Origin of the sequence: Nitratireductor sp. GISD-1A_MAKvit (assembly GCF_040819555.1) — a bacterium.
GTDB lineage: Bacteria > Pseudomonadota > Alphaproteobacteria > Rhizobiales > Rhizobiaceae > Nitratireductor.
Genome location: NZ_CP161920.1, coordinates 1,568,756 through 1,589,607, shown reverse-complemented (window position 1 = coordinate 1,589,607; position 20,852 = coordinate 1,568,756). Strand labels below are relative to the sequence as shown.

Here is a 20,852-nt window from a genome sequence, read left to right as displayed (position 1 = left end):
GCGTTTCGATGGATATTGATTCACCAAGTCCACAACGTACCGCGCTCATCTATGACTTCGATGGAACACTCGCTCACGGAAATCTTCAAGAGCGAAGCTTCATTCCTGACATTGGTATGGAAAGAACAGAATTCTGGGACGAGGTGAAACAACAGACGCGCGAGCATGATGCCGATGAGGTGTTGGTTTATATGCACATGATGCTGAGGAAGGCAGCATCACTCAAAAAACCCATTACAAAAGAGGCACTACGCAAACATGGAGAAGATGCTCCTTTGTTCCCCGGCCTAGCAGATGGAAGCTGGTTTGATCGGATTAACACCTTTGGTCAAGAGAGGAACCTGTGCATAGAGCATTACATCGTATCCTCTGGCATTAGTGAAATGATCGACGGCTGTAAGATTAGAGAAAAATTCAAAAAAATATATGCATCAAAGTTTATATATATAAACGAAGAGGCTTCATGGCCCGGCGTCGGAATAAACTACACAACAAAAACTCAATATTTATTCCGAATCAACAAAGGAATAGAAAACAATTGGGATAACATTTCAATTAACAGCTTCAAACCCGAAAACGAGCGCCCCATACCTTTTGATCGTATGATTTTCTTTGGGGATGGCGACACTGATATCCCAACCATGAAAATGCTTACTTACAAAGGAGGGAATTCTATAGCCGTTTATGATCCATCGCGCGGCGACAATGACCTTTCGAAAATACATCGCCTGATATCGGACGGCCGCGTTGAATTCGTAGCACCAGCGGACTACAGTGAAAACTCTCAACTAGACATCATTACAAGAGGTATACTTGGACGAATTGCCCGATCGTGCGGATATCGGCCTAATGAAAAGCAACACCTATAATATTACAAGTATTTATATTTGGTAATTTTATTATATACGAGAACATATCAATGACCGAGGGTCCAGCTGACTTTGAACGCGCAATGTACGAAATTTACTTACGTGCAAAATCGGCGGTCAGATATAATGCCACTATATACCTTCGCATGCTATATGAAAGGCGTGGATTAGGAACAGCGAAATATCTTTTAGACACACAATCGGTTTCAGAGGGCTACACACACTTGTATGAAAGAGGTCGACTAGATTTAACTGTGGAAGCTCTAATCGTCTCCAATCAACGTTGGCATCACCTATTTACAACATCACAACTCGATCGCGCGCGAGAACGACTTAAACAATACGGATACAATACCTAATACGCCTTTATATATCAGTCAAACTCGTTAGGAACGCAGATCAAGCGCAGGAACTTGGCGCTGCCGCCTCATCACCGCCCCGGCCTGCCCGTCTTCCCCGGCCGGCGCTTCGCGCGGCGTTCGTCCGCCGGGTCTTCGTAGGAGCCGATGCCGGGCCGGTGGCGTTTCACCGGTTTGGGGTCGTCTTCCGGTTTCTGCGGAACCGGTTTGCGCACCGGCTTTTCGGTGCGGCCGACCGTCATCTCGTCCAGATCGTTCTTGCGGAAAAGGCTCTTGCCGGCAGGCACGGCGTGCGCGCCGGAGGTGCCCATCTCGTCGAGATCAGGCTTGTGGAAGAGCGATGAGATGGAACCATCGCGGCCCGCCCCGCGTGGCTCGACAGGCTCACCATGAGAGGCTGACGGTGCGCCCGCGCCCTTGGCCTGCCCGCCCTGCCCCTTGCGGCTGCGTGCCCTGTCACGGCGGGATTTTTGCGTGTTCTCCACGCCGGCGTCGCGGGCCAGCGGATCATCGAGGATGGCGAGCTCGGTTTCCTTCAGACGCTTGATCTCGTCGCGCAGGCGGGCGGCCTCCTCGAAGTCGAGATCGGCGGCAGCGTCGCGCATGGCCTTTTCCAGATGTTCGAGATGGGCGGCGAGATTGTTGCCGACGAGATTGTTGAGGTCGTCGCCCCTGCCCCCGGCGCCGCCAATGTCGGCGCGGACATGATCGCGCTCATAGACGGAATCGAGAATGTCGGCGATGTTCTTCTTGATGGAGGCCGGCGTGATGCCGTGCTCGGCATTGTAGGCAAGCTGCTTTTCGCGGCGGCGACTGGTCTCTTCCATGGCGCGCTCCATGGAACCGGTGATGCGGTCGGCATAGAGCATGACGCGGCCATCGACATTGCGCGCGGCGCGGCCGATGGTCTGGATGAGCGAGGTTTCCGAGCGCAGAAAGCCTTCCTTGTCGGCATCGAGAATGGCGACAAGGCCGCATTCGGGAATGTCGAGGCCCTCGCGCAGGAGGTTGATGCCGATAAGCACGTCGAAGGCGCCAAGGCGCAGATCGCGGATGATCTCGATGCGCTCCAGCGTGTCGATGTCGGAGTGCATGTAGCGCACGCGGATGCCCTGCTCGTGCAGATATTCGGTGAGGTCCTCGGCCATGCGCTTGGTGAGCACGGTGACGAGGGTGCGATAACCCTTGGCTGCGGTCTCGCGGATTTCGCCCAGCACGTCGTCGACCTGGGTCTTTGCGGGGCGCACCTCGACGGGCGGGTCGATGAGGCCGGTGGGGCGGATGACCTGTTCGGCAAAGACGCCGCCGGCGGCCTCCATCTCCCAGTTGCCGGGCGTGGCGGAGACGGCGATGGTGGACGGGCGCATGGCGTCCCATTCCTCAAAGCGGAGCGGACGGTTGTCCATGCAGGAAGGCAGGCGGAAGCCATATTCGGCGAGCGTCGCCTTGCGGCGGAAGTCGCCGCGATACATGCCGCCGATCTGCGGAATGGTGACGTGGCTCTCGTCGACGAAGACGATGGCATTGTCGGGAATGTACTCGAACAGGGTGGGCGGCGGCTCGCCCGGCGCGCGGCCGGTCAGATAGCGCGAATAGTTCTCGATGCCTGCGCAGGAACCGGTGGCCTCCAGCATTTCGAGATCGAAGCGGGTGCGCTGTTCGAGGCGCTGAGCTTCCAGCAGGCGACCGGCGCGCTCCAGCTCGGCAAGGCGCTGTTTCAGCTCGGCAGTGATGCCCTTGATCGCCTGGTTGAGCGTGGGGCGCGGGGTGACATAGTGCGAATTGGCGTAAATCTTGACCGATTGCAGATCGCCCGTCTTCTTGCCGGTGAGCGGGTCGAACTCGGTGATGCTCTCGATCTCGTCGCCGAAGAGCGAGATGCGCCAGGCTCGGTCTTCCAGGTGGGCGGGGAAGATCTCGATCGTGTCGCCGCGCACGCGGAAGGAGCCGCGCACGAAATTGATGTCCTGGCGCTTGTATTGCTGGGCCACGAGATCGGCCAGAAGCTGGCGCTGGTCGAGCCGGTCGCCGATCTGCATCTGGAAGGTCATGGCCGTGTAGGTCTCGACCGAACCGATACCGTAGATGCAGGAGACGGAGGCGACGATGATGACGTCATCGCGCTCGAGCAGGGCGCGCGTGGCCGAGTGGCGCATGCGGTCGATCTGCTCGTTGATGGAGGACTCCTTCTCGATGAAGGTATCGGACCGCGGAACGTAAGCCTCCGGCTGGTAGTAGTCGTAATAGGAAACGAAATACTCGACCGCATTGTCCGGGAAGAAGGATTTGAACTCGCCATAGAGCTGGGCGGCCAGCGTCTTGTTTGGCGCGAGGATGATGGCGGGGCGCTGGGTCTCCTCGATCACCTTGGCCATGGTGAAGGTCTTGCCCGAGCCGGTGACGCCCAAAAGGACTTGCGTCCTTTCGGGAAGTATTTGCGTACTTTCCGCATCGCCATCCGGCGCTGCGTCCGTTCGCGGGCTGGCGCTCGCAAGGCTCGCTTGCCCTGCCACGGAGGGGGAACCCTTGAGGCCGGCGACGAGATCGGCAATGGCCGTGGGCTGATCGCCCGACGGTTTGAACTCGGTCGCCATCCGGAACGGAATGCCGCCTTCGGACTTTTCCGGCCGCGCGGGGCGGTGCGGTGTCCATGTGGACTGAAGGTTCGGATCGCCACCCTCGATCAGCCTCGAGAGTGCTGCGACCGTGGCGGTGACGCCGGAGGAAGAAAGCCCCTCGGCCTCTTCCAGCGTGACGTCGAGACCGGCAACGGGCATGAGACCGGCTGCCGCGCGCTCCTTTGCCGAGGCCGCACCACCCATGGAGGTGCCACGCGCGGTCTTTGAGGCGGAGCCGGAGCGCCCGGCGGGTTTCTTCGGCTTCTTCGGCTTTGCAGGCTTTTCGGCTTGCTGGGCGATTTCATCGGCCCAGTCGGCGATAGAACCGGAGGGGGAACCGGAAAGCGGCGTGCCCGAAAGCGCGGGCTGGGGGGCTTCGGCGAAGCCGCCATTCTTCTTGTCGGGTGATCTGGCCATGAGGCGAATATGGAACCGCGAACACAAAATGGAAAGGGGCGACGCAAAGTGAATGCGTCACCCCGGACAGTTCCTGACAGGAGGGTGTCAGGATACGCCCTTTCCTCTCGTGTCAGGCCGGGTAGCGCAGATGCAGAACCGGCTCACCCGTGGGTTTGTCGATGCGCTCCTTGACCGGGACGAAGCCATAGCGCGCATAGAATCGCCGGCCGAGATCGTTTTTCACGAACACGTCGAGTTCGAGCTGCCCATGCGGGCCACCGCATCGTCCATTAGCGCCCGCCCGAGACCGCGCCCGTGAAACGCCGGATCGAGAAACAGGCCACCGACCTGGTTGCCGAGCAGCGAGATGAAGCCGACAAGGCGGTCGTCCGCGCGGCGCCAGGGGGCGTTCGACATCGCTCAGCTCCGGGTCATCCCAGCTCGACTTCGCATGACGCAACAGCAGAAGTTCTTTCATACGCACTCCCGACTCTTACGGCATTTTACCCGGGTATATTGACAGATTTATTATACCCGGGTAAAAATGCATTTTTCAATGGAGCCTCCCCAATGTCCAGTTTCACCGCCTTTCATGGCAAGAGACTTCTGGCCCGCGGCAGCGCCGTCGAGGTCGCATTGGCTGCCAAGGCACTTCTTGAAGAACACCCCGGCGCGGATGTGCTGATCTTCGACGATCAGTCGGGCAGGCAGATCGATTTCAACCTTGCCGGCAGTGACAGGGATGTGGCGGCGAGGCTGACTCCGAAGAAGGAGGAGGACGTGCAAGCAAAGCGCGCGCCCGGTCGCCCCCGACTGGGCGTGGTGGCGCGAGAGGTGACGCTGCTGCCACGCCAGTGGGACTGGCTGAACGCGCAGCCGGGCGGTGCTTCGGCGGCACTGCGAAAGCTGGTCGACGCCGCCCGCGCGGCAAACGCTCCGCATGACAAGACCCGCAGGGCCAAAACCGCGACCGACACTTTCATGATGGCGATGCTGGGCGACCAGCCGGGATATGAAGACGCGGCACGCGCGCTCTACGCCGGGGACGAACAGAGCTTCCGGCGCAGAATAGGCAGTTGGCCGGCCGATCTGCGCACCCATGTGGAACGCCTTGCGGCTGCAGCATTTGAAAGCTGAGCGGGATCAGCGCGCCCGAAAATCATCGAGCCGCTTGTACATGACCGTGGTGGCATCGAGACGGTCGAGAAGCGGATCGCGGCAATAATCGGGAATGATGCCGGCAATGGAAAAGCCGAGCGCCGCATAAAGCGGCTCGGCGCTGTCGCCGGTTCGGGTGTCGAGCGTGATGAGGCTACGGCCGAGGCTGCGCGCCTCGGCTTCGAGCGCCTCCATCAGCGCGCGACCAATCCCCTGCCGGCGAAGAGCAGGATTGACCAGCAGCTTGGAGACTTCCGCCCGATGTGGCTGATTGGCCGGGGTGTCGACGACAAGCTGAACGGATCCCGCAATCCTGCCGCCCTGCCGGGCCACAAGGAGAAGGCGCCCGCCTGCTCCGACCGCCGGAAGAATTTTCTCCTGCCAGAAATGCGCGGCCTCCTCCATGCCAAACGGCAATACGAAACCAATGCTCGCCCCGCCATGGACGCAGGCGCAAAGCAGCTCCGCCAGCTCCGGCAGGAGACGCTGCGTTTCGATTGCATCGACACGTTCTATGGAAAGTGTTGCGGCGCTCTGCATGGTCACACCGTGAAAAGGAGATAACGCGCGCCCGCTGTCGCATCAGCCTGAAACCGGCTGGAGCCGCGAAGCTGATAGCGAAGGCAGTCGCCGGGATGGAGCCTGTGGGGGGCGCCGTCGACCGTGATATGCAAGCCACCCTCCAGCAAAACAAGGTGGTGTTCCAGCCCTGCACGCGGCGGCCCTTCATAGGTGATCTGTGCCCCGGGGCTCAGCACCCCCTCCATCGCCTCACCGGCCAGCGCGCGGGCCGGAGGTGAAACGACCCGGCGGGTAAATCCGGACTTCGCATCTTCCCACACCGTCTGGGCGGAGTGCGGCACCAATGGCGGGAAGTCATCTTCCACCATATGCATCAAGCGTGAAAGCGTTATGCCGTAGACCTGACACAGCCTCCCCAGAACGTTGGCAGTGGCGCTAACCTCGGCGTTTTCAAGTCGCGAAAGGGTCGCCCTGCTCACACCGCTGCGACTGGCAAGGTCTTCCAGAGTCCAACCGCGCTCCTGACGAAGTGTGCGGAGACGCTCGGCAATACCTCGATCAACGCTTGAGGGTCCATGCGATCCAGATTCCATATTTGAGAAAATATCCCATATAAGAAAACCGTCAAGCACCGCAATTCCGCACGCCCCGCTCAAAAGAACCGCCGGACGGCACTCGACAAAAGATCACAAACCAAATTATCTATAATTATGAACGCACGCAAAGAGACCAAAGCCGCCCAAATTGCCCGCACGCTGGCCGACCGCATCGTTTCGGGCAAACTCGAACCGGGCGCGCGGTTGCGGCAGGATCATATCGCCGAGGAATTCGGGGCAAGCCATGTGCCGGTGCGCGAGGCATTCCGCCTGCTGGAAGCGCAGGGGCTGGCGAAGAATGAACCACGCCGCGGGGTGCGTGTGGCGGCCTTCGACCTCAACCAGGTGCGGGAAGTGGCGGAGATGCGCGCGGCACTGGAAGTGCTGGCCCTGCGGAACGCGGCACAACATCTCACCCCGGCCATCCTCGCGGCGGCTGAAGAGGCGACCCTGGAGGGCGATCAGGCTCGGGACGTGATGGCATGGGAAGCGGCAAACCGCCGCTTCCACCGGCTTCTCGCGGCCCCGTGCGGCATGCCCCGCCTGCTTGCCGCCATTGACGATCTGCATGCAGCGAGCGCACGCTTTCTGTTCTCTGCATGGCGCTCCAACTGGGAAACGCGCACGGATCGCGATCATCGTACGATCCTCGAACACCTGCGGCGGGGAGAGACTGACGCGGCATGTGCCGTTCTGGCCCGGCATGTGCAATGGATCGGACACAAGCCGGTCGAAACGGCATCCGGCAAACAGCGCAAGGCCTTTGTGATCGAGGGCTGATCCGCCACGGGATCTTCGTGTCCAGACCGGGCGGTTACGGCCCCAAAAGCTTCGCGCGCCTTCCCGACGCTGCCACGTTCATGCGTTCTGTAGCTGATGGACAGGGAGAGTTTTCACACACCCTCTTGCCAAAGCCAGGCGAATATGGGTTCAATAATAGATCAATATAAAAAATTATCTATAATTTAAAAGGTGCGAAATGTCACAAGGTTCTGTCTCCCTGCAAAACCCCGGCCTGATCGCCACTGCAGGCGTCCTGCAGCTTGACCAGAAGTCGCTTGCCTTCAGGGTCGGCGCAGTGGTGATTGGCACACTGGCTCTGGCGCTCTCCTCGCGCATTGAAGTGCCCATGGTGCCTGTCCCGGTGACCATGCAGACTTTCGCAATCGCCATGATCGGTGCGCTCTATGGGGCGCGGCTCGGGACGTTGACTGTCCTTGCATGGCTGGGCGAGGCCATGATGGGCCTGCCGGTTCTGGCCGGCGGAGCCGGAGGCCTTGCGCACTTCGCCGGTCCGACCGGTGGCTACCTCGCGTCCTTCCCGCTCATGGCCTGCCTTGTCGGCCTTCTGGCTGATCGCGGATGGAACGCCCAGCGCCCGCTTCTCGCCTTCGGCTCCATGCTCGCGGCAAACGGACTGTGCCTTGCCATGGGCGGCATCTGGCTTGCCGGCATGATCGGCACGGAAAAAGCATTCCTGCTTGGGGTTGCCCCCTTTATCGTCGGAGCCATTCTCAAATCCGCACTGGGAGCGGCCTCTCTGGTAGCGCTCTCGCGGCTTGCAAAGCGCAGCGATCCGAAATGACGGTTCGACTGCGTGCGCATCACCTTCTGTGCATGCTCACTTATGTCGGGCGGGGCTACAGCCCCGCCTTCACGGCAAATTTCGACAGGATCGTCTCGCGCCTCAACGCAGGCGAGAGCCTGCTTGTGGTTGAAGGACCCGACGACATATGTCGTCCGCTCCTGAACGAACAGCCACAGCCCCACTGCCTGGAAGCCCGCGTGAAAAAACGGGATGCGCGCGCGGCAACCGCGCTTTCTCGCTGGCTGGACCTGTCAGTCGAGACGGGCCGCCTTCTGCACCCGGACCGAAAGCTCATCACCCGAATGCGCTCCGCCTTTGCCGAAGGCAAGACCCGACAGGCGTGTCTTGGTTGCGAGTGGCAATCCCTGTGCACCCGCATTGCCGACAACGCCTACACCGAAAGCAGACTTGGGGATGCTGAGGATCCACCACGGCCATCAAGCGTTCCGGCCAGAGTTCGCTGATGCTGCGCAACGGTCGCCGATAAACGTCCGAGGTGACGGGCGAAGGACGAAGGCCCTGCCCTGAAACTCCGCCAGTGTGATGACAAGAACACGTTCACCAGGACAGCGACCGGCCGCCTGTGACAGGCAGGCCGAAGACACACCCATCCTGCAATCGGCTCATCCCACAGATGCGAAACCGGCCGCAGCACGGCGGCGTAAAGATAGCAAAAAGGCTACGTTTGATAGACTTGTAGGCTTTTCTCATTCGTGCAATAGATTCTCCGCGCTCGGGTGATTGCAGACCCGGAGACTGGACGCTTTATGATTTGGACGGCCCCTTTCCCCGATTTTCTTCAAACTCTCGAACCACCGCTAACCTGTGCACGTTGCGCAGGCGCGACTTATCCAAGGGAAAAGGAGTTTCCCCATGGCCCAGACCGGCACCGTTAAATTCTTCAATTCCAGCAAGGGCTTCGGCTTCATCACCCCGGAGGATGGCTCGAAGGACGTCTTCGTTCACATCTCGGCGGTCGAGCGCTCGGGCATGACCACCCTCAACGATGGTCAGCAGGTTTCATTCGAGGTCGAGCCCGACAGGATGGGTAAAGGCCCCAAGGCAGTCAACCTCAGCGCAATCTGAGCGGCAGACGCCACCAAGCCAGTTTAGAGCGCGGCGTGCGAACGCCGCGCTTTTTTGTTTGCCCGCAGGAATTGCATTCAAACATACCGGTTCAATTCGCATTCTTCATAAAACTATATCTTGATACGCTCAAAAAAATCGGGGAAGCTCCCTGCCATTCGGGCATTTGCCGGCCCGGAGACTGGAATAGCATGCCCCGACTGAGGGTTTCCCTCATTCCGGACGTCGCACTGTTTCAAGAGGGAGAGGTGTTTGCAATGGCAGCAGCACACAACCACCGCCCCTCCCCATACTGGCGCGATGCTGACTGTTTCTTCTCCCCCAGTAAACGACCGATGACGCCATGGGCGAAAACCCGTCAAGAGGTTGGCCCGCCGAAACCAGCATAAAGGGAGAAAGGACTCCTTCCTATGTCGCAGAGTGGTACCGTCAAGTTCTTCAACCAGGCCAAGGGTTACGGGTTCATCACCCCGGACGATGGCGAGAAGGACGTGTTTGTTCACATTTCAGCCGTTCAGGCTTCCGGCCTGACGGGCCTAGAGGACGGGCAGAAAGTCAAATTCGAGACCGAGCCGGACAAGCGTGGCAAAGGCCCGAAGGCCGTCAATCTGGAAATCGAGTGATCTGAATCCGTCATGCGGCGCCCGGTGACGCGCCCATATCGGCCTGCCCCAACGGGCAGGCCCGCAGTTCGGCAGGTTATCAGCCCCACCTGGATGTTCGGGCGAGCAGCCCCTTAGGATGAGGCTTTGTCGAACAGGAACCGTGCCGGAAATGCCTGATGGGCAGCATCCGGCGCTCAAATTCGCTCCGCTCCATCGTAAGGCTGGAGCGGAGGCGATCTTGCGTGCTGCCAGCCTGGAGACATCGACCTCATTGCCGCTTGCGGCCAATGCCCTCCCGGGCCGGACAGCTACTCGCCTCAAACCGCTTCCCGCCTGAAACCGCAATCCGGCTCCTCCGCTTCACCACGCGAGGCATGGCCGGTCATTCAGCTGCCATTCAGCTGCGGCTCGCTAAAAGGGCTGCGAAAACCGCGCCTTCCCCCAACACCGCGGTCTGAACAGTGAAGAGGTTTGCCATGAAAAGCTTCCTGAGAACGGGCGTACTTTCGCTCGCCATTGCTGCAACCACGCTCGGAGCAATCTCGACTGCCGATGCCGGCCACAGGCACCGGCGCGTTGACAATTCCGACATGATCGCCGCGGGCGTTCTCGGTCTCGCGGCCGGGGCCATTGTGGGCGGTCTGCTCTCGGAATCGCAGCGCGGTGACGAGCGTGTGTATATCGACCCTCCCTACCCGCGCCACTATCGGCCCGAATATCCCACGCGTCCGGTGTACCACGACCGGTATCCGGCGCGCCCGGCTTATCGCGAACAGCCGGTCCGGTATCGGGCAACGATGGAACCCTGGTCCCGCGAATGGTTCCGATACTGCGCCAACCGCTACCGCAGTTTCGACGGGCGGACGGGAACATTCATGGGCTACGACGGTCAGCGTCATTTCTGCCAGCCACGCTAGCTGGCAACACGCCGAACATGAAATAGGCCGGGCAGTGCCCGGCCTTTCTTCATGAAAATTTGACGGGGCTGGCAAACAGGCCCCAGACTGACAATGAAACAGGACCGGTCCTCACACGCGGCACAGGCAAGAAACGCGTGGCCGGTACTTCACAAACCAACTGACTGCCAGGAACGCAGACAAAGCGCACAACATTTCGCCTGTTTCGCGTAACAATCTACCATTAGTTGAGTCTGAGAGCGGGAGTCAATTCAGGATTTCACGCATACACAGGCTTGCGAAGGCGAAGAATGGCGGGCGCCATCGGAGACGATCACTTCAGGAACGGATTTGTGCGCCTCTCATCGCCAAAACGTCCGCCGGGGCCATGCCCACACAGAAACCCGACATCATCGCCGAGAGGCAGCAGCTTTTCCCTGATGGAGCGGATCAATGCATCGTGATCCCCACCCGGCAGGTCCGTGCGCCCCACCGATCCGCTGAAAAGCACGTCACCAACATGCGCAAAGCGGGCTTCGCGATTGAAGAACACCACATGACCCGGCGCATGGCCCGGACAATGCAACACCTCGAAAACATGGCCGGCGAAGGACACGGTTTCGCCTTCGGTCAGGAACCGGTCCGGCGTTACGTTCAGCACGGCCTGATCGAGGCCGAACATACGCGCCTGATTTTCGAGGTTTTCGAGCAGATCACGGTCGTCTTCGTGGGGTCCGAGAAGTGGTACGCCCAACGCTTCCTTGAGCTCCATCGCCCCGCCGGCGTGGTCGATATGGCCGTGGGTGAGCCAGATTGCCTCCACCGCGATCTCATTGTCGGCGATCGCCGCCCTGATGCGGTCCACCTCGCCACCCGGATCGACAACGACGCCCCGCTTCTCTTCCTGGTCGAAGAGGATCGTGCAGTTTTGCTGAAATGGCGTCACGGGAATGACGCCGGCCCGAAGATTGCTCAAAGCACGCCACCTGTCTGCGTTCACGAACATATCGCGAAAATGCGAAGCGGGCGTCTTCCGCCAGACGCCCGCTCCGGAATTTGCTGAAACTCAGCTCTTGTTCATCGCGCCCATAACAGCGCCGACAACGCCTGTGAGCACACCGCCACCGACGGCTCCGCCCACGGCATCTCCAAGCAGGCCACTCAGCGCGCTGGCATCGCCGCCCATGCCCGACAGAAGTGCACCACCGCCGACACCGCCGATAATGCCTGTCAGGATCTTGACCCCATGGCCCATTGCGGCCTTTTTGACGACGGAGCCAATGGCCTCGCCACCAAGAACACCTGTTACCGCCTGTACGACAATTGGAAGGAGAGCTTCCATATCCGGTCCCTCTTGTAGAGCCGGCCTACAAGGACCGGCGCCCCATGAAAACGCGAATTGCTCTCATGTCAAACAGCAGGCTGTGAATATTGGCCGCGAACAACCGTGGGATGCACCCTGTTACTGGGCAGCCACACGCAGTTCGGGGCGAACCTCATTGGCATAGTCATTCATGAGCGAGCGCGTGATTTCCCCCACTTCGAAGCGATAGGGACCGATCTCGGAGACCGGTGTGACCTCGGCTGCCGTGCCGCACAGAAAGCACTGTTCGAAATTTTCCATTTCCTCGGGCATGATCGCACGTTCGACCACTTCGATGCCGCGGCGGCGCGCGAGTTCAATCACCGTACGCCTCGTGATTCCATCAAGAAAACAGTCGGGAAGCGGTGTGTGGAGAACACCATCCTTGACGAAGAAGACGTTGGCACCGGTTGCCTCGGCGACCTGACCGCGCCAGTCGAGCATCAGGGCATCCGCATAGCCCTTTGCCTCGGCAGCATGTTTGGACAGCGTGCAGATCATGTAGAGACCGGCGGCCTTGGATCTGGAGGGCGCCGTGCGCGGATCCGGCCGGCGATACTCCGCCATATCGAGGCGGATCCCCTTCAGGCGCTGCTCGGGGTCGAAATAGCTGGGCCACTGCCAGATGGCGATGGCAAGATTGATACGGTTGGACTGGGCCGAGACGCCCATCATCTCGCTTCCACGCCAGGCGATCGGCCGGACATAGGCATCGGCATAGCCCTGTCGCGCCAGAAGCTCACGGCATGCATCGTCGATCTCTTCGACAGACCAGGGAATGGTGAAACCAAGAATACGTGCCGATTCGTGCAGACGCTCGGTGTGCTCGGTAAGCTTGAAGATCTCGCCGCCATAGGCCCGCTCGCCCTCGAAAACGGCGCTTGCATAGTGCAAACCGTGGCTCAGTACGTGAATTTTGGCGTCCGCCCATTTGACGAATTCACCATTGAGCCAGATAAAGCCCTCGAGCTGATCAAAAGGAACCGCTGCCATGTAACCTCTCCTACCGGTCCGTTTTTCTGGAACCGGGCAAACCGAAATACCGTCCCGTGGACGACGCCTGCTCCCGTTTCAGCCTAAGCGCTACCGAAAGAAATTTGAAGGATGTTCCGAAAATCGACCTTCAGGATATCAATTCGTTCGCACCAGGACGAAAACATTATCGAAAATTACCATGGCCTGAAAATATGTCAATAAGACTGACATATTTTCTTCGACCTCAAACGGAAACGACCCCAAGCAGCCCATGAACACGAGCGACGCCGCCCCGATCAAAACGCCTCTGACGCTGGACGACGGCGTGGATTTTGCCATCATCGAGCATCTGTTCTTCGCCTATCGGGATTTCACGGCAGACCCGGACGCCATTCTCGATGAATACGGGTTTGGACGCGCGCACCACCGGGTCCTGCACTTCGTCAACCGGCTCCCGGGGTTGACGGTTGCGGAACTGCTGGAGGTTCTCCGGATCACCAAGCAGAGCCTCGCCCGCGTGCTCAAACAGCTTATCGACGATGGCTACATCGTCCAGATCCCCGGCCCGCGGGACCGCCGACAGCGCGAGCTCTATCCGACCGGGAAGGGGCGCACCCTGGCGCTGGAGCTGGCGCTGCCACAGTCCCGCCGCATCCGTGCGGCACTTGAAGAAGCCAATCCGGGTGACGCTGCCGCCGTGGAACGTTTTCTGCGCGCAATGGTCAATCCGGAGTTGCGCGCCCAGATGGACAAGCTGCCAACCGGGCCGCTCCAGATAGTACGGCACGATATGGTTCACCAGTTCAGGAGACCTTCACGATGAGCGAAACCGGCAATCTGGAAATGGACGCCCCGGTTCTCAGCGACGATGCCCCGCATTTGCTGGTAGTGGACGACGACACGCGCATCCGCAGCCTGCTCAAGCGCTTTCTGCGCGAAAACGGCTTCCGCGTCACAATCGCGGGAAACGCCGCCGAAGCGCGCCGGAAACTCGTGGGACTCGACTTCGACCTGGTGGTGCTCGATGTCATGATGCCGGGCGAAGACGGCGTTACGCTGACCCGGTCGCTGCGCGAGGAAAAGGACACCCCCATCCTGATGCTGACCGCACTGTCGGAGACCGACAGCCGCGTCTCGGGGCTGGAGGCGGGTGCCGATGATTATCTGCCCAAACCCTTCGACCCACGTGAACTGCTTCTTCGCATCAACAGCATTCTCCGCCGCAGCGCCCCGCAATCGCCCCCCAAGGTGGAACAGGTGGTGTTTGGCCCCTACGCCTTCCAGATCCCCAAACGCGAACTGAAGCATAGCGGCAAGCTCGTGAAGCTGACCGACCGGGAGCGCGACATCATGGTGATCTTTGCCGAACGGGCTGGCGAAACCGTGCCGCGGCATGAACTCGTGGGGGAAGAGTCGGAAGTGGGAGAACGCACGATCGATGTGCAGATCAACCGCCTCCGGCGCAAGATCGAGCGCGATCCCTCCAACCCGGTCTATCTTCAGACCGTGCGCGGCATTGGCTACCGCCTGAGCGTGGAATAGCCCTCAGATCGCTGACTGACTGAGTATCTGCAGACCGTCATGGCCAGCCATTGCGTGGCAGAAACACGTGACGGGTGGAAAAGCTGTTTCCTCTTGCGTATCCAGTGCATAGGATCGTGCCGGATCACAGTTCGCAAGCAGGTGCCTTTTTTGGGCAAACGACAGATTTGCAAGTCAACCCGGAACAGAAAATCACGTCACTGACGCGCTTCAAGCAGGCCTTCGGCGCGATGCGCAGGCCGTGGCGTCGGTTCTGGCGTATCGTTTCACGCTATATGCCAAAGCGCCTCTATGCGCGCTCGCTGATCATCGTGATCGCTCCAATGCTTCTCTTGCAGTCCGTCATCGCCTTTGTCTTCATGGAACGGCACTGGCAGACCGTCACCCAGCGGCTGAGCCAGGCGGTCACGCGTGACATTTCCGCGATCATCGACATGATCGAGACCTATCCCGACGATAACGGCTATTCGCAGGTGATTCGCATTGCCCAGGAGCGGCTTGCGCTCAGAATCGATCTTCTGCCGCCCGACCCCCTGCCTCCGCCCGGCCCAAAACCGTTTTTCTCCATTCTGGATCAGACGCTCGGCGACGAGATCACACGGCAGATCAACCGCCCGTTCTGGCTCGATACGGTTGGCAATTCGAACATCGTCGAGATCCGCATCCAGCTCGAGGATCAGGTTCTGCGGGTCTTTGCCAGACGCAGCCAGGCCTATGCATCCAACACGCACATATTCCTGCTGTGGATGGTGGGTACATCGCTGGTCCTGATTGCCATTGCGGTGGCATTTCTGCGCAACCAGATTCGCCCCATCCTTCAACTCGCCGCAGCGGCCGACAGTTTCGGTAAGGGACGGCCCACGCCGAGCGATTTCCGGCCGCGCGGTGCGGAGGAAGTGCGGCGCGCCGGCAGCGCCTTCGTGCTGATGCGCGAGCGGATCGAACGGCAGATCGAGCAGCGGACGGCGATGCTCACCGGTGTCAGCCACGATCTGCGCACCATTCTGACCCGCTTCAAACTGCAACTGGCCATCGCCGGAAGCAAGGAAGACATCGAGGCCCTGAACCAGGATATCGAAGACATGCGCTCGATGCTGGAGGGCTATCTCTCCTTCGCGCGCGGCGAAGCTGCCGAGGATCCCGGAGAATTCGACCTGACCGCCTTCTTCGAAAGAACCCGGGAGGAAGCAAGACTGCGCGCGTGCGAACTGGAGGTGAAGACGAGCGGCGAAACGCTTCTGCACGTTCGCCCCAACGCCTTCAGCCGGTTGCTGACCAATGTCATAGGCAATGCCTTCCGTTACGCTTCGAACGTCAGAATCAGCGCCCACAACATCAGCGGCACACTCACCATCACCGTGGACGACGACGGTCCCGGCATACCCCATGAGATGAGGGAAGACGTGTTCAAACCCTTTGTGCGGCTGGACGAAGCGCGCAATCAGGATGAAAGCGGCACGGGGCTTGGCTTGTCCATCGCCCGGGACATTGCCCGCAGCCATGGCGGCGACGTCACGCTCGACGACAGTCCGCTGGGCGGTCTGCGCGCAGTCATCCGCATCCCCTCCTAGTCGGCTCCGGGCCTTCTGAAAGGGCGGGAGGGACTGCCTTATCGAACAGCCGGGCGTGGCGGATGATCGAGCTCGAAGATCAGGACCTGACTGCCATTCGCCTCAATACGGATGCGCCGGCTGCGCACGATAAAAACCATCGTGCCTCTGTTGCCCGCAAATTCGACCAGGTCTCCCTTTTGCACCCATTCACGCAGGCACAGGTCAGCAGGCCAGGCAGCCGCATGTTCTTCAAGTTTTCGTCGCGCCGAAGCGGTCAATTCTATCGCAGTCTTCAAAAAACCTGTTCCATCTCAAAAAAACATTTGCCGATTAACGGCATAAGACTTGACCTGCTGCACGGAAAGGATTGCACCCTTTCCATTCGTCTAACACATTGAGTCGCGTCCGGGCCACAGGCGAATGGGTTTGCCCGGTCGAACATCGGAGGGTACAGGCAATGACCTCACGCTATGCAAAAATCATCATGACGCTGGCCCTGGCGGCCTTTGCATTCATGGTCACGTTCAACAACATCACGGACTACGGATCGAACTTTGCGTTCGTGCAGCATGTGTTCAGCATGGATACGACATTCCCCGGCAACTCGGCCATGTATCGCGCCATCACCACACCGGCGCTCTGGCACGCCGGATACTGGGGCATCATTGCCGGAGAGGGGCTGACCTTCATCCTTCTGCTTCTTGGCGGCCTCAAGATGCTTGGCGCGCGCAGCGCATCGGCAGCCGAATTCCAGGCCTCCAAGAAACTCATGATTGCCGGCGCAACGGTCGGATTTCTCGTCTGGTTCTTCGGTTTCATGGTTGTCGGCGGCGAATGGTTCCTGATGTGGCAGTCCGATACGTGGAACGGCCAGGATGCGGCCTTCAAGTTCTACATGGCAATTGTCGGTGTCCTGATCTTCGTTAACCAGCGCGACGAAGAAGTCGTCTGACGGGCGATCAAGCCAACCTGTCGCATCACCGCAGGCCGTATGGATGGAGACATCCATGCGGCCTTTTCTTTTCAGACAGATGGTGTTGCGGGAAAGCAAGGCTCCACCGGCAAGAGCAGCGAAACCATCAAAGGAACGAAGGAGCGCTTTACGCCACGCTGACCGGGCGTCCCACCTCAGTGGAGGCGGCTGCCATTGGGGACTTTCCTGTCGGAGCCGGCCAGGACGATCGCGCCGTTCTCGTCGGAAAAGCCCATGACCAGGACCTCCGACATGAACTTGCCGATCTGGCGCGGGGGGAAATTGACAACGGCCACCACCTGGCGCCCAACCAGCGCCTCAGGTGTGTAATGGGCCGTGATCTGTGCCGATGATTTTTTGATGCCGATTTCAGGGCCGAAATCGATCTTCAGCTTGATGGCAGGCTTGCGGGCTTCGGGATAGGGCTCTGCCTCGACCACGGTGCCGATGCGGATATCCACCTTCAGAAAATCATCGAAGGAAATCTCCGGCTCCCGGTTCGATGACATGCCCTGCCCCCGTCAGCCTATGCGTTGCCGTGCGTCTCGAAGAGAACGCTGTTGAGCGCGTCCTGCGCGGTGCTGCCCGACCAGATAACGTACTGGAACGCCTGATAGTAGCACTCGCACGCCTCAAGCGCGCTGTTAAGCATGGTCTCGACCTGCTGGCCCGTTGGCTCCACTCCGCCCGACAGAACGAGCGCCTGACGGAACATGACGACATTTTCCCGCTCCCAGAGGTCGAAATGACCAAACAGCATCTGCTCATTGATGAGCGAAAGGAGCCGCATGACTTCCAGAGTCCGCTTGGCGGGTACCTTCAGATCAAAGGCACAGGCCACATGAAGTGCCTCGAACTCCTCCATCCAGGAGAAGGACACGTTGTAATCCGTCCATGTGCCGGCCACGGCAATGGCGATCTCGTCGTCGCCATTGCGCTCGAAGCTCCAGTCATTGGTGTTCGCGACATGCTCGATCACATCCACGGGATGCGCGTCACGGACCATGTCGAGTTCAAGAAGGCTCATTAATCTGCTTTCCCGTATCTGGAGGTGCCGCGACACCCCGCAAGAAATCCACGGCGGAACTGCTATTCCGCAAGACGTTTCAAACCTGAAACACAAAGTGGAGCGACAACGACAACGCATGGAACTAATGCGGGCCCGCCCCTGCCCGACTGCATGACCAGTTACGAATCACGCTGTAAATTCAGTGTATTGATGCAGAGTCGCGTGACCAGACCTTTTTTGCCGAAAGGCCGGTGTGTGTGTGGATAGAAACGCCGCGCGGCTCGGGGCGGCGCGGCGTAAGCGACTCTCCGACAAGGATTTTTCGACGCCATACACAGGCGACGGTAATAAAAAATTATTTTTTTGCGCGGGTGGATGGCGCCGGTTTCGAATCAGATTTTGCCGCTTTTGAGCCCCCGGCAGCGGCAAGCTCGGCTTCCAGCGCCTCGATGCGGGCGGTCAAGGCGGCGTTTTCCTCACGCGCTTTCAACGCCATTTCACGCACCATTTCGAACTCTTCGCGCTGAGGGACGTCCATCGAGTTGAGAATGCGTTCGGCCTGGGCCTGAAAGGCCGTCTCCACCTCGCGGCGCACGCCCTGCGCGGCACCTGCGGCATCGGTCATCAGCTTGGCGAACTCGTCGAAGATTCGGTTGCTTCCGTTGGTCATGGCTCGTTTCCCAGATTGAACCATTGACCTAGTGGGCGCTGCCCGCGAATGCAAGGCAAACCCGCCTTGACCTTGCCTCCATGCTTGGCAATACCTGCCGCGAACGAGTTTCACGCGCCGGGAGGCCCGATTGACCGATTACCTGATGATGCCCCTGGCCGCGCTGCCCTTTCCCGCCATCGATCCCGTGGCGTTGCAGCTGGGACCGCTTGCCATCCACTGGTACGGGCTTGGCTATGTGGTCGGCATTCTTCTTGGCTGGTGGTATGCGCGCCGACTGTTATCAAACGAGCGGCTCTGGGCCGGGGGAAAACCGGCGCTGACGATCACGGATCTCGACGACTTCGTGCTTTGGGCCGCGATCGGCATCGTCGCCGGCGGACGGATCGGCTATATCCTTTTCTACGACCTGCCGCGCTATCTCACGAACCCGTTCGACATCTTTGCGGTGTGGGAAGGCGGCATGTCGTTTCACGGCGGGCTTTTAGGCGTGACACTCGCCATGCTTTTCTTCGCAAGGAGACGCGGCATCAGCGCGTGGAGCCTGTTCGACACGGTTTCTGCCGTGGTGCCGATCGGCCTTGGCCTGGTGCGCGTGGCCAATTTCGTGAATTCGGAGCTTTGGGGGCGGGTGAGCGACGTGCCGTGGGCCTTTGTCTTTCCCAATGGCGGCCCTGAACCGCGCCATCCGAGCCAGCTTTATGAAGCAGCGCTGGAGGGGCTGGTGCTTTTCATCGTGCTGCGCCTTTTGACCCATAGGGGGCTGAAGTTGAAGATGCCGGGCTTCGTGGCTGGCGCCTTTGTGTGTGGCTATGGGCTGTCGCGGATCGTGGTGGAGTTTTTCCGCGAGCCTGATGCGCATATCGGTTATCTGGCAGGCGGGTGGCTGACCATGGGCATGGTGCTTTCCCTGCCGATGGTGCTTGCTGGCGTGTGGGCCATGTTCAGAGCGCGGACCGCAGCTTCATGAAAACGCTCAGGGATCGCATCAGGGCGCAGATTGAAACGGCGGGCCCAATGAGCATCGCCGACTACATGTCGCTTTGTCTGTTCGATCCGGAAGAGGGATACTACACGACACGCGAGCCCTTCGGTGCCGAGGGCGATTTCACGACGGCTCCGGAAATCAGCCAGATGTTCGGCGAATTGTGTGCGGTCTGGCTCTACACCGCATGGAAGGCGAGCGGTGCGCCGCAAATGCCCGTTGTTGCAGAGATCGGTCCCGGACGCGGCACGCTCATGAAGGACATGCTCAGAACCTGGACAAAGATCGACCCAGCGTTCAGAAAACAGGTTCGGCTGTTCATGATCGAGGCGAGCCCGCGGCTGAGCGACGTGCAACGCAGGACGCTTGACCTCTCCGACGGGGAAGCGACATGGATCGACGATATGGTGGCGCTGCCCGAAGGTCCGCTTTTCATCATCGGCAATGAGCTTTTCGACGCCATCCCCATCCGGCAATATGTGAAGACCGGTACAAGCTGGCGCGAACGCGTGGTTGGCCTCGACGGCAACGGGAAGTTCGCCTTCATGGCGGGAGCCGGTTCTGCAGACCCCGCGCTGCTGCCTCCGGGAGCAGAGAACGCGCCCGAAGGTGCGGTCGTAGAACTCGCACCGGCACGCAATGGCCTGATGGCCCGCATCGCCGAACGCATCGGCAGACAGGGGGGCGCGGGGCTCTTCATCGACTATGGCTATGCGACCCCTGCACCCGGCGACACGCTGCAGGCCATGCGTGGGCATGCATACCAGGATGCGTTGCTGGAACCGGGCAAGGCCGACCTGACGGCGCATGTGGATTTCTCCGCCTTGGCGCGCGCCGCACGGCAGGAAGGGCTTTCAACCGCGCTGATGACCCAGGGCGAATTTTTGCTCGGCCTCGGGCTTCTGGAGCGTGCCGGCCGTCTGGGTGCGGATAAGAACGCCACGGAGCAGCAGGCCATCCGCCGGGATGTGGAGCGGTTGGCAGGTCCAGACCAGATGGGAACGCTGTTCAAGGTGCTGGCCGTGACGCCATCCACAGTGACGGTTGCGCCATTCGTTTCGCCGCATTGACTTGATTTCGCGCCTG

Annotated in this window: 26 protein-coding genes and 1 pseudogene; 16 read left to right on the top strand and 11 right to left on the bottom strand. The window is 60.0% G+C overall.

The window, feature by feature from the left end; translation table 11 throughout:
• The first annotated feature begins 8 nt into the window (after positions 1-8).
• A complete protein-coding gene (locus tag AB2N04_RS08925; protein WP_367718444.1) occupies positions 9-869 on the top strand; it encodes a haloacid dehalogenase-like hydrolase in 861 nt (286 codons plus the stop codon).
• Between the two features lie 430 nt (positions 870-1,299).
• Here the strand turns inward: AB2N04_RS08925 and uvrB are convergent, their stop codons facing one another.
• The 3 genes and pseudogenes from uvrB to AB2N04_RS08910 all read right to left on the bottom strand — a co-directional run.
• Positions 1,300-4,263, bottom strand: coding sequence for an excinuclease ABC subunit UvrB (uvrB, locus tag AB2N04_RS08920; RefSeq protein WP_367718443.1), 2,964 nt, complete (start codon positions 4,261-4,263; stop codon positions 1,300-1,302).
• Between the two features lie 222 nt (positions 4,264-4,485).
• On the bottom strand, positions 4,486-4,662 hold the full coding sequence (locus tag AB2N04_RS08915; protein WP_367718442.1) for a GNAT family N-acetyltransferase: 177 nt from the start codon (positions 4,660-4,662) through the stop codon (positions 4,486-4,488).
• Positions 4,634-4,723: pseudogene (locus tag AB2N04_RS08910) on the bottom strand (histidine phosphatase family protein); the annotation flags it as partial. The gene AB2N04_RS08915 and the pseudogene AB2N04_RS08910, both read right to left, overlap by 29 nt.
• Positions 4,724-4,815: 92 nt before the next feature.
• Between AB2N04_RS08910 and AB2N04_RS08905 the strand changes: the two are divergent.
• On the top strand, positions 4,816-5,382 hold the full coding sequence (locus AB2N04_RS08905) for a DUF2239 family protein (protein ID WP_367718441.1): 567 nt from the start codon (positions 4,816-4,818) through the stop codon (positions 5,380-5,382).
• Between the two features lie 6 nt (positions 5,383-5,388).
• Here AB2N04_RS08905 and AB2N04_RS08900 read toward each other — a convergent pair whose 3' ends face one another.
• Positions 5,389-5,943 (bottom strand): N-acetyltransferase family protein, encoded by a 555-nt coding sequence (locus AB2N04_RS08900; protein ID WP_367718440.1) that lies wholly within the window; start codon positions 5,941-5,943, stop codon positions 5,389-5,391.
• 2 nt (positions 5,944-5,945) lie between these two features.
• Complete coding sequence (locus AB2N04_RS08895) at positions 5,946-6,518, bottom strand: helix-turn-helix domain-containing protein (protein ID WP_367718439.1); 573 nt, start codon at positions 6,516-6,518, stop codon at positions 5,946-5,948.
• A gap of 117 nt (positions 6,519-6,635) precedes the next feature.
• Here AB2N04_RS08895 and AB2N04_RS08890 point away from each other — a divergent pair, with 117 nt between their 5' ends.
• The 6 genes from AB2N04_RS08890 to AB2N04_RS08865 all read left to right on the top strand — a co-directional run bounded on the left by AB2N04_RS08890 (position 6,636) and on the right by AB2N04_RS08865 (position 10,717).
• Positions 6,636-7,301, top strand: coding sequence for a GntR family transcriptional regulator (locus AB2N04_RS08890; protein WP_367718438.1), 666 nt, complete (start codon positions 6,636-6,638; stop codon positions 7,299-7,301).
• A 199-nt stretch (positions 7,302-7,500) separates the two neighbouring features.
• On the top strand, positions 7,501-8,106 hold the full coding sequence (locus tag AB2N04_RS08885; RefSeq protein WP_367718437.1) for a biotin transporter BioY: 606 nt from the start codon (positions 7,501-7,503) through the stop codon (positions 8,104-8,106).
• The gene (locus AB2N04_RS08880; RefSeq protein WP_367718436.1) at positions 8,103-8,573 is read left to right on the top strand and encodes a DUF1284 domain-containing protein; all 471 of its coding nucleotides are present in this window, start codon (positions 8,103-8,105) and stop codon (positions 8,571-8,573) included. The genes AB2N04_RS08885 and AB2N04_RS08880 overlap by 4 nt, the downstream gene beginning before the upstream one ends.
• Before the next feature lie 409 nt (positions 8,574-8,982).
• On the top strand, positions 8,983-9,195 hold the full coding sequence (locus AB2N04_RS08875) for a cold-shock protein (RefSeq protein ID WP_367718435.1): 213 nt from the start codon (positions 8,983-8,985) through the stop codon (positions 9,193-9,195).
• 410 nt (positions 9,196-9,605) lie between these two features.
• Positions 9,606-9,818 (top strand): cold-shock protein, encoded by a 213-nt coding sequence (locus AB2N04_RS08870; protein WP_367718434.1) that lies wholly within the window; start codon positions 9,606-9,608, stop codon positions 9,816-9,818.
• A 458-nt stretch (positions 9,819-10,276) separates the two neighbouring features.
• Positions 10,277-10,717 (top strand): BA14K family protein, encoded by a 441-nt coding sequence (locus AB2N04_RS08865; protein WP_367718433.1) that lies wholly within the window; start codon positions 10,277-10,279, stop codon positions 10,715-10,717.
• Positions 10,718-11,030: 313 nt separating this feature from the next.
• Here the strand turns inward: AB2N04_RS08865 and AB2N04_RS08860 are convergent, their stop codons facing one another.
• The 3 genes from AB2N04_RS08860 to AB2N04_RS08850 all read right to left on the bottom strand — a co-directional run bounded on the left by AB2N04_RS08860 (position 11,031) and on the right by AB2N04_RS08850 (position 13,052).
• A complete protein-coding gene (locus AB2N04_RS08860) occupies positions 11,031-11,672 on the bottom strand; it encodes an MBL fold metallo-hydrolase (protein ID WP_367718432.1) in 642 nt (213 codons plus the stop codon).
• A gap of 90 nt (positions 11,673-11,762) precedes the next feature.
• A complete protein-coding gene (locus tag AB2N04_RS08855) occupies positions 11,763-12,038 on the bottom strand; it encodes a hypothetical protein (RefSeq protein ID WP_367718431.1) in 276 nt (91 codons plus the stop codon).
• Between the two features lie 120 nt (positions 12,039-12,158).
• Positions 12,159-13,052, bottom strand: coding sequence for a branched-chain amino acid aminotransferase (locus AB2N04_RS08850; RefSeq protein ID WP_367718430.1), 894 nt, complete (start codon positions 13,050-13,052; stop codon positions 12,159-12,161).
• Positions 13,053-13,305: 253 nt separating this feature from the next.
• Between AB2N04_RS08850 and AB2N04_RS08845 the strand changes: the two genes are divergently transcribed.
• The 6 genes from AB2N04_RS08845 to AB2N04_RS08820 all read left to right on the top strand — a co-directional run bounded on the left by AB2N04_RS08845 (position 13,306) and on the right by AB2N04_RS08820 (position 17,243).
• Positions 13,306-13,857, top strand: a complete 552-nt coding sequence (locus tag AB2N04_RS08845; protein WP_367718429.1) for a MarR family transcriptional regulator — start codon at positions 13,306-13,308, stop codon at positions 13,855-13,857.
• Positions 13,854-14,576: a response regulator gene (locus AB2N04_RS08840; protein ID WP_367718428.1), complete on the top strand. Its 723-nt coding sequence runs from the start codon at positions 13,854-13,856 to the stop codon at positions 14,574-14,576. Before AB2N04_RS08845 ends, AB2N04_RS08840 begins: the two co-directional genes overlap by 4 nt.
• Positions 14,577-14,806: 230 nt before the next feature.
• Complete coding sequence (locus tag AB2N04_RS08835; protein ID WP_367718771.1) at positions 14,807-16,147, top strand: ATP-binding protein; 1,341 nt, start codon at positions 14,807-14,809, stop codon at positions 16,145-16,147.
• Positions 16,148-16,209: 62 nt separating this feature from the next.
• Positions 16,210-16,527, top strand: coding sequence for a hypothetical protein (locus AB2N04_RS08830; RefSeq protein WP_367718427.1), 318 nt, complete (start codon positions 16,210-16,212; stop codon positions 16,525-16,527).
• A 59-nt stretch (positions 16,528-16,586) separates the two neighbouring features.
• Entirely contained in the window at positions 16,587-17,081 is a 495-nt protein-coding gene (locus AB2N04_RS08825) for a DUF2165 family protein (RefSeq protein ID WP_367718426.1), read from the top strand.
• A gap of 39 nt (positions 17,082-17,120) precedes the next feature.
• Positions 17,121-17,243, top strand: a complete 123-nt coding sequence (locus AB2N04_RS08820) for a hypothetical protein (protein ID WP_367718425.1) — start codon at positions 17,121-17,123, stop codon at positions 17,241-17,243.
• 14 nt (positions 17,244-17,257) lie between these two features.
• On the opposite strand, the gene AB2N04_RS08815 is transcribed toward AB2N04_RS08820, so the two are convergent.
• The 3 genes from AB2N04_RS08815 to AB2N04_RS08805 all read right to left on the bottom strand — a co-directional run bounded on the left by AB2N04_RS08815 (position 17,258) and on the right by AB2N04_RS08805 (position 18,781).
• A complete protein-coding gene (locus tag AB2N04_RS08815) occupies positions 17,258-17,611 on the bottom strand; it encodes a tRNA-binding protein (RefSeq protein ID WP_367718424.1) in 354 nt (117 codons plus the stop codon).
• A 17-nt stretch (positions 17,612-17,628) separates the two neighbouring features.
• Positions 17,629-18,129: a YbjN domain-containing protein gene (locus AB2N04_RS08810; protein ID WP_367718423.1), complete on the bottom strand. Its 501-nt coding sequence runs from the start codon at positions 18,127-18,129 to the stop codon at positions 17,629-17,631.
• 337 nt (positions 18,130-18,466) lie between these two features.
• Positions 18,467-18,781 carry an accessory factor UbiK family protein gene (locus AB2N04_RS08805; protein WP_367718422.1) on the bottom strand — a complete coding sequence of 105 codons (315 nt, stop codon included), beginning with the start codon at positions 18,779-18,781 and terminating at the stop codon, positions 18,467-18,469.
• Between the two features lie 130 nt (positions 18,782-18,911).
• Between AB2N04_RS08805 and lgt the strand changes: the two genes are divergently transcribed.
• Positions 18,912-19,751: a prolipoprotein diacylglyceryl transferase gene (lgt, locus tag AB2N04_RS08800; protein ID WP_367718421.1), complete on the top strand. Its 840-nt coding sequence runs from the start codon at positions 18,912-18,914 to the stop codon at positions 19,749-19,751.
• A complete protein-coding gene (locus AB2N04_RS08795; RefSeq protein ID WP_367718420.1) occupies positions 19,748-20,836 on the top strand; it encodes a class I SAM-dependent methyltransferase in 1,089 nt (362 codons plus the stop codon). The genes lgt and AB2N04_RS08795 overlap by 4 nt, the downstream gene beginning before the upstream one ends.
• Positions 20,837-20,852: the final 16 nt, after the last annotated feature.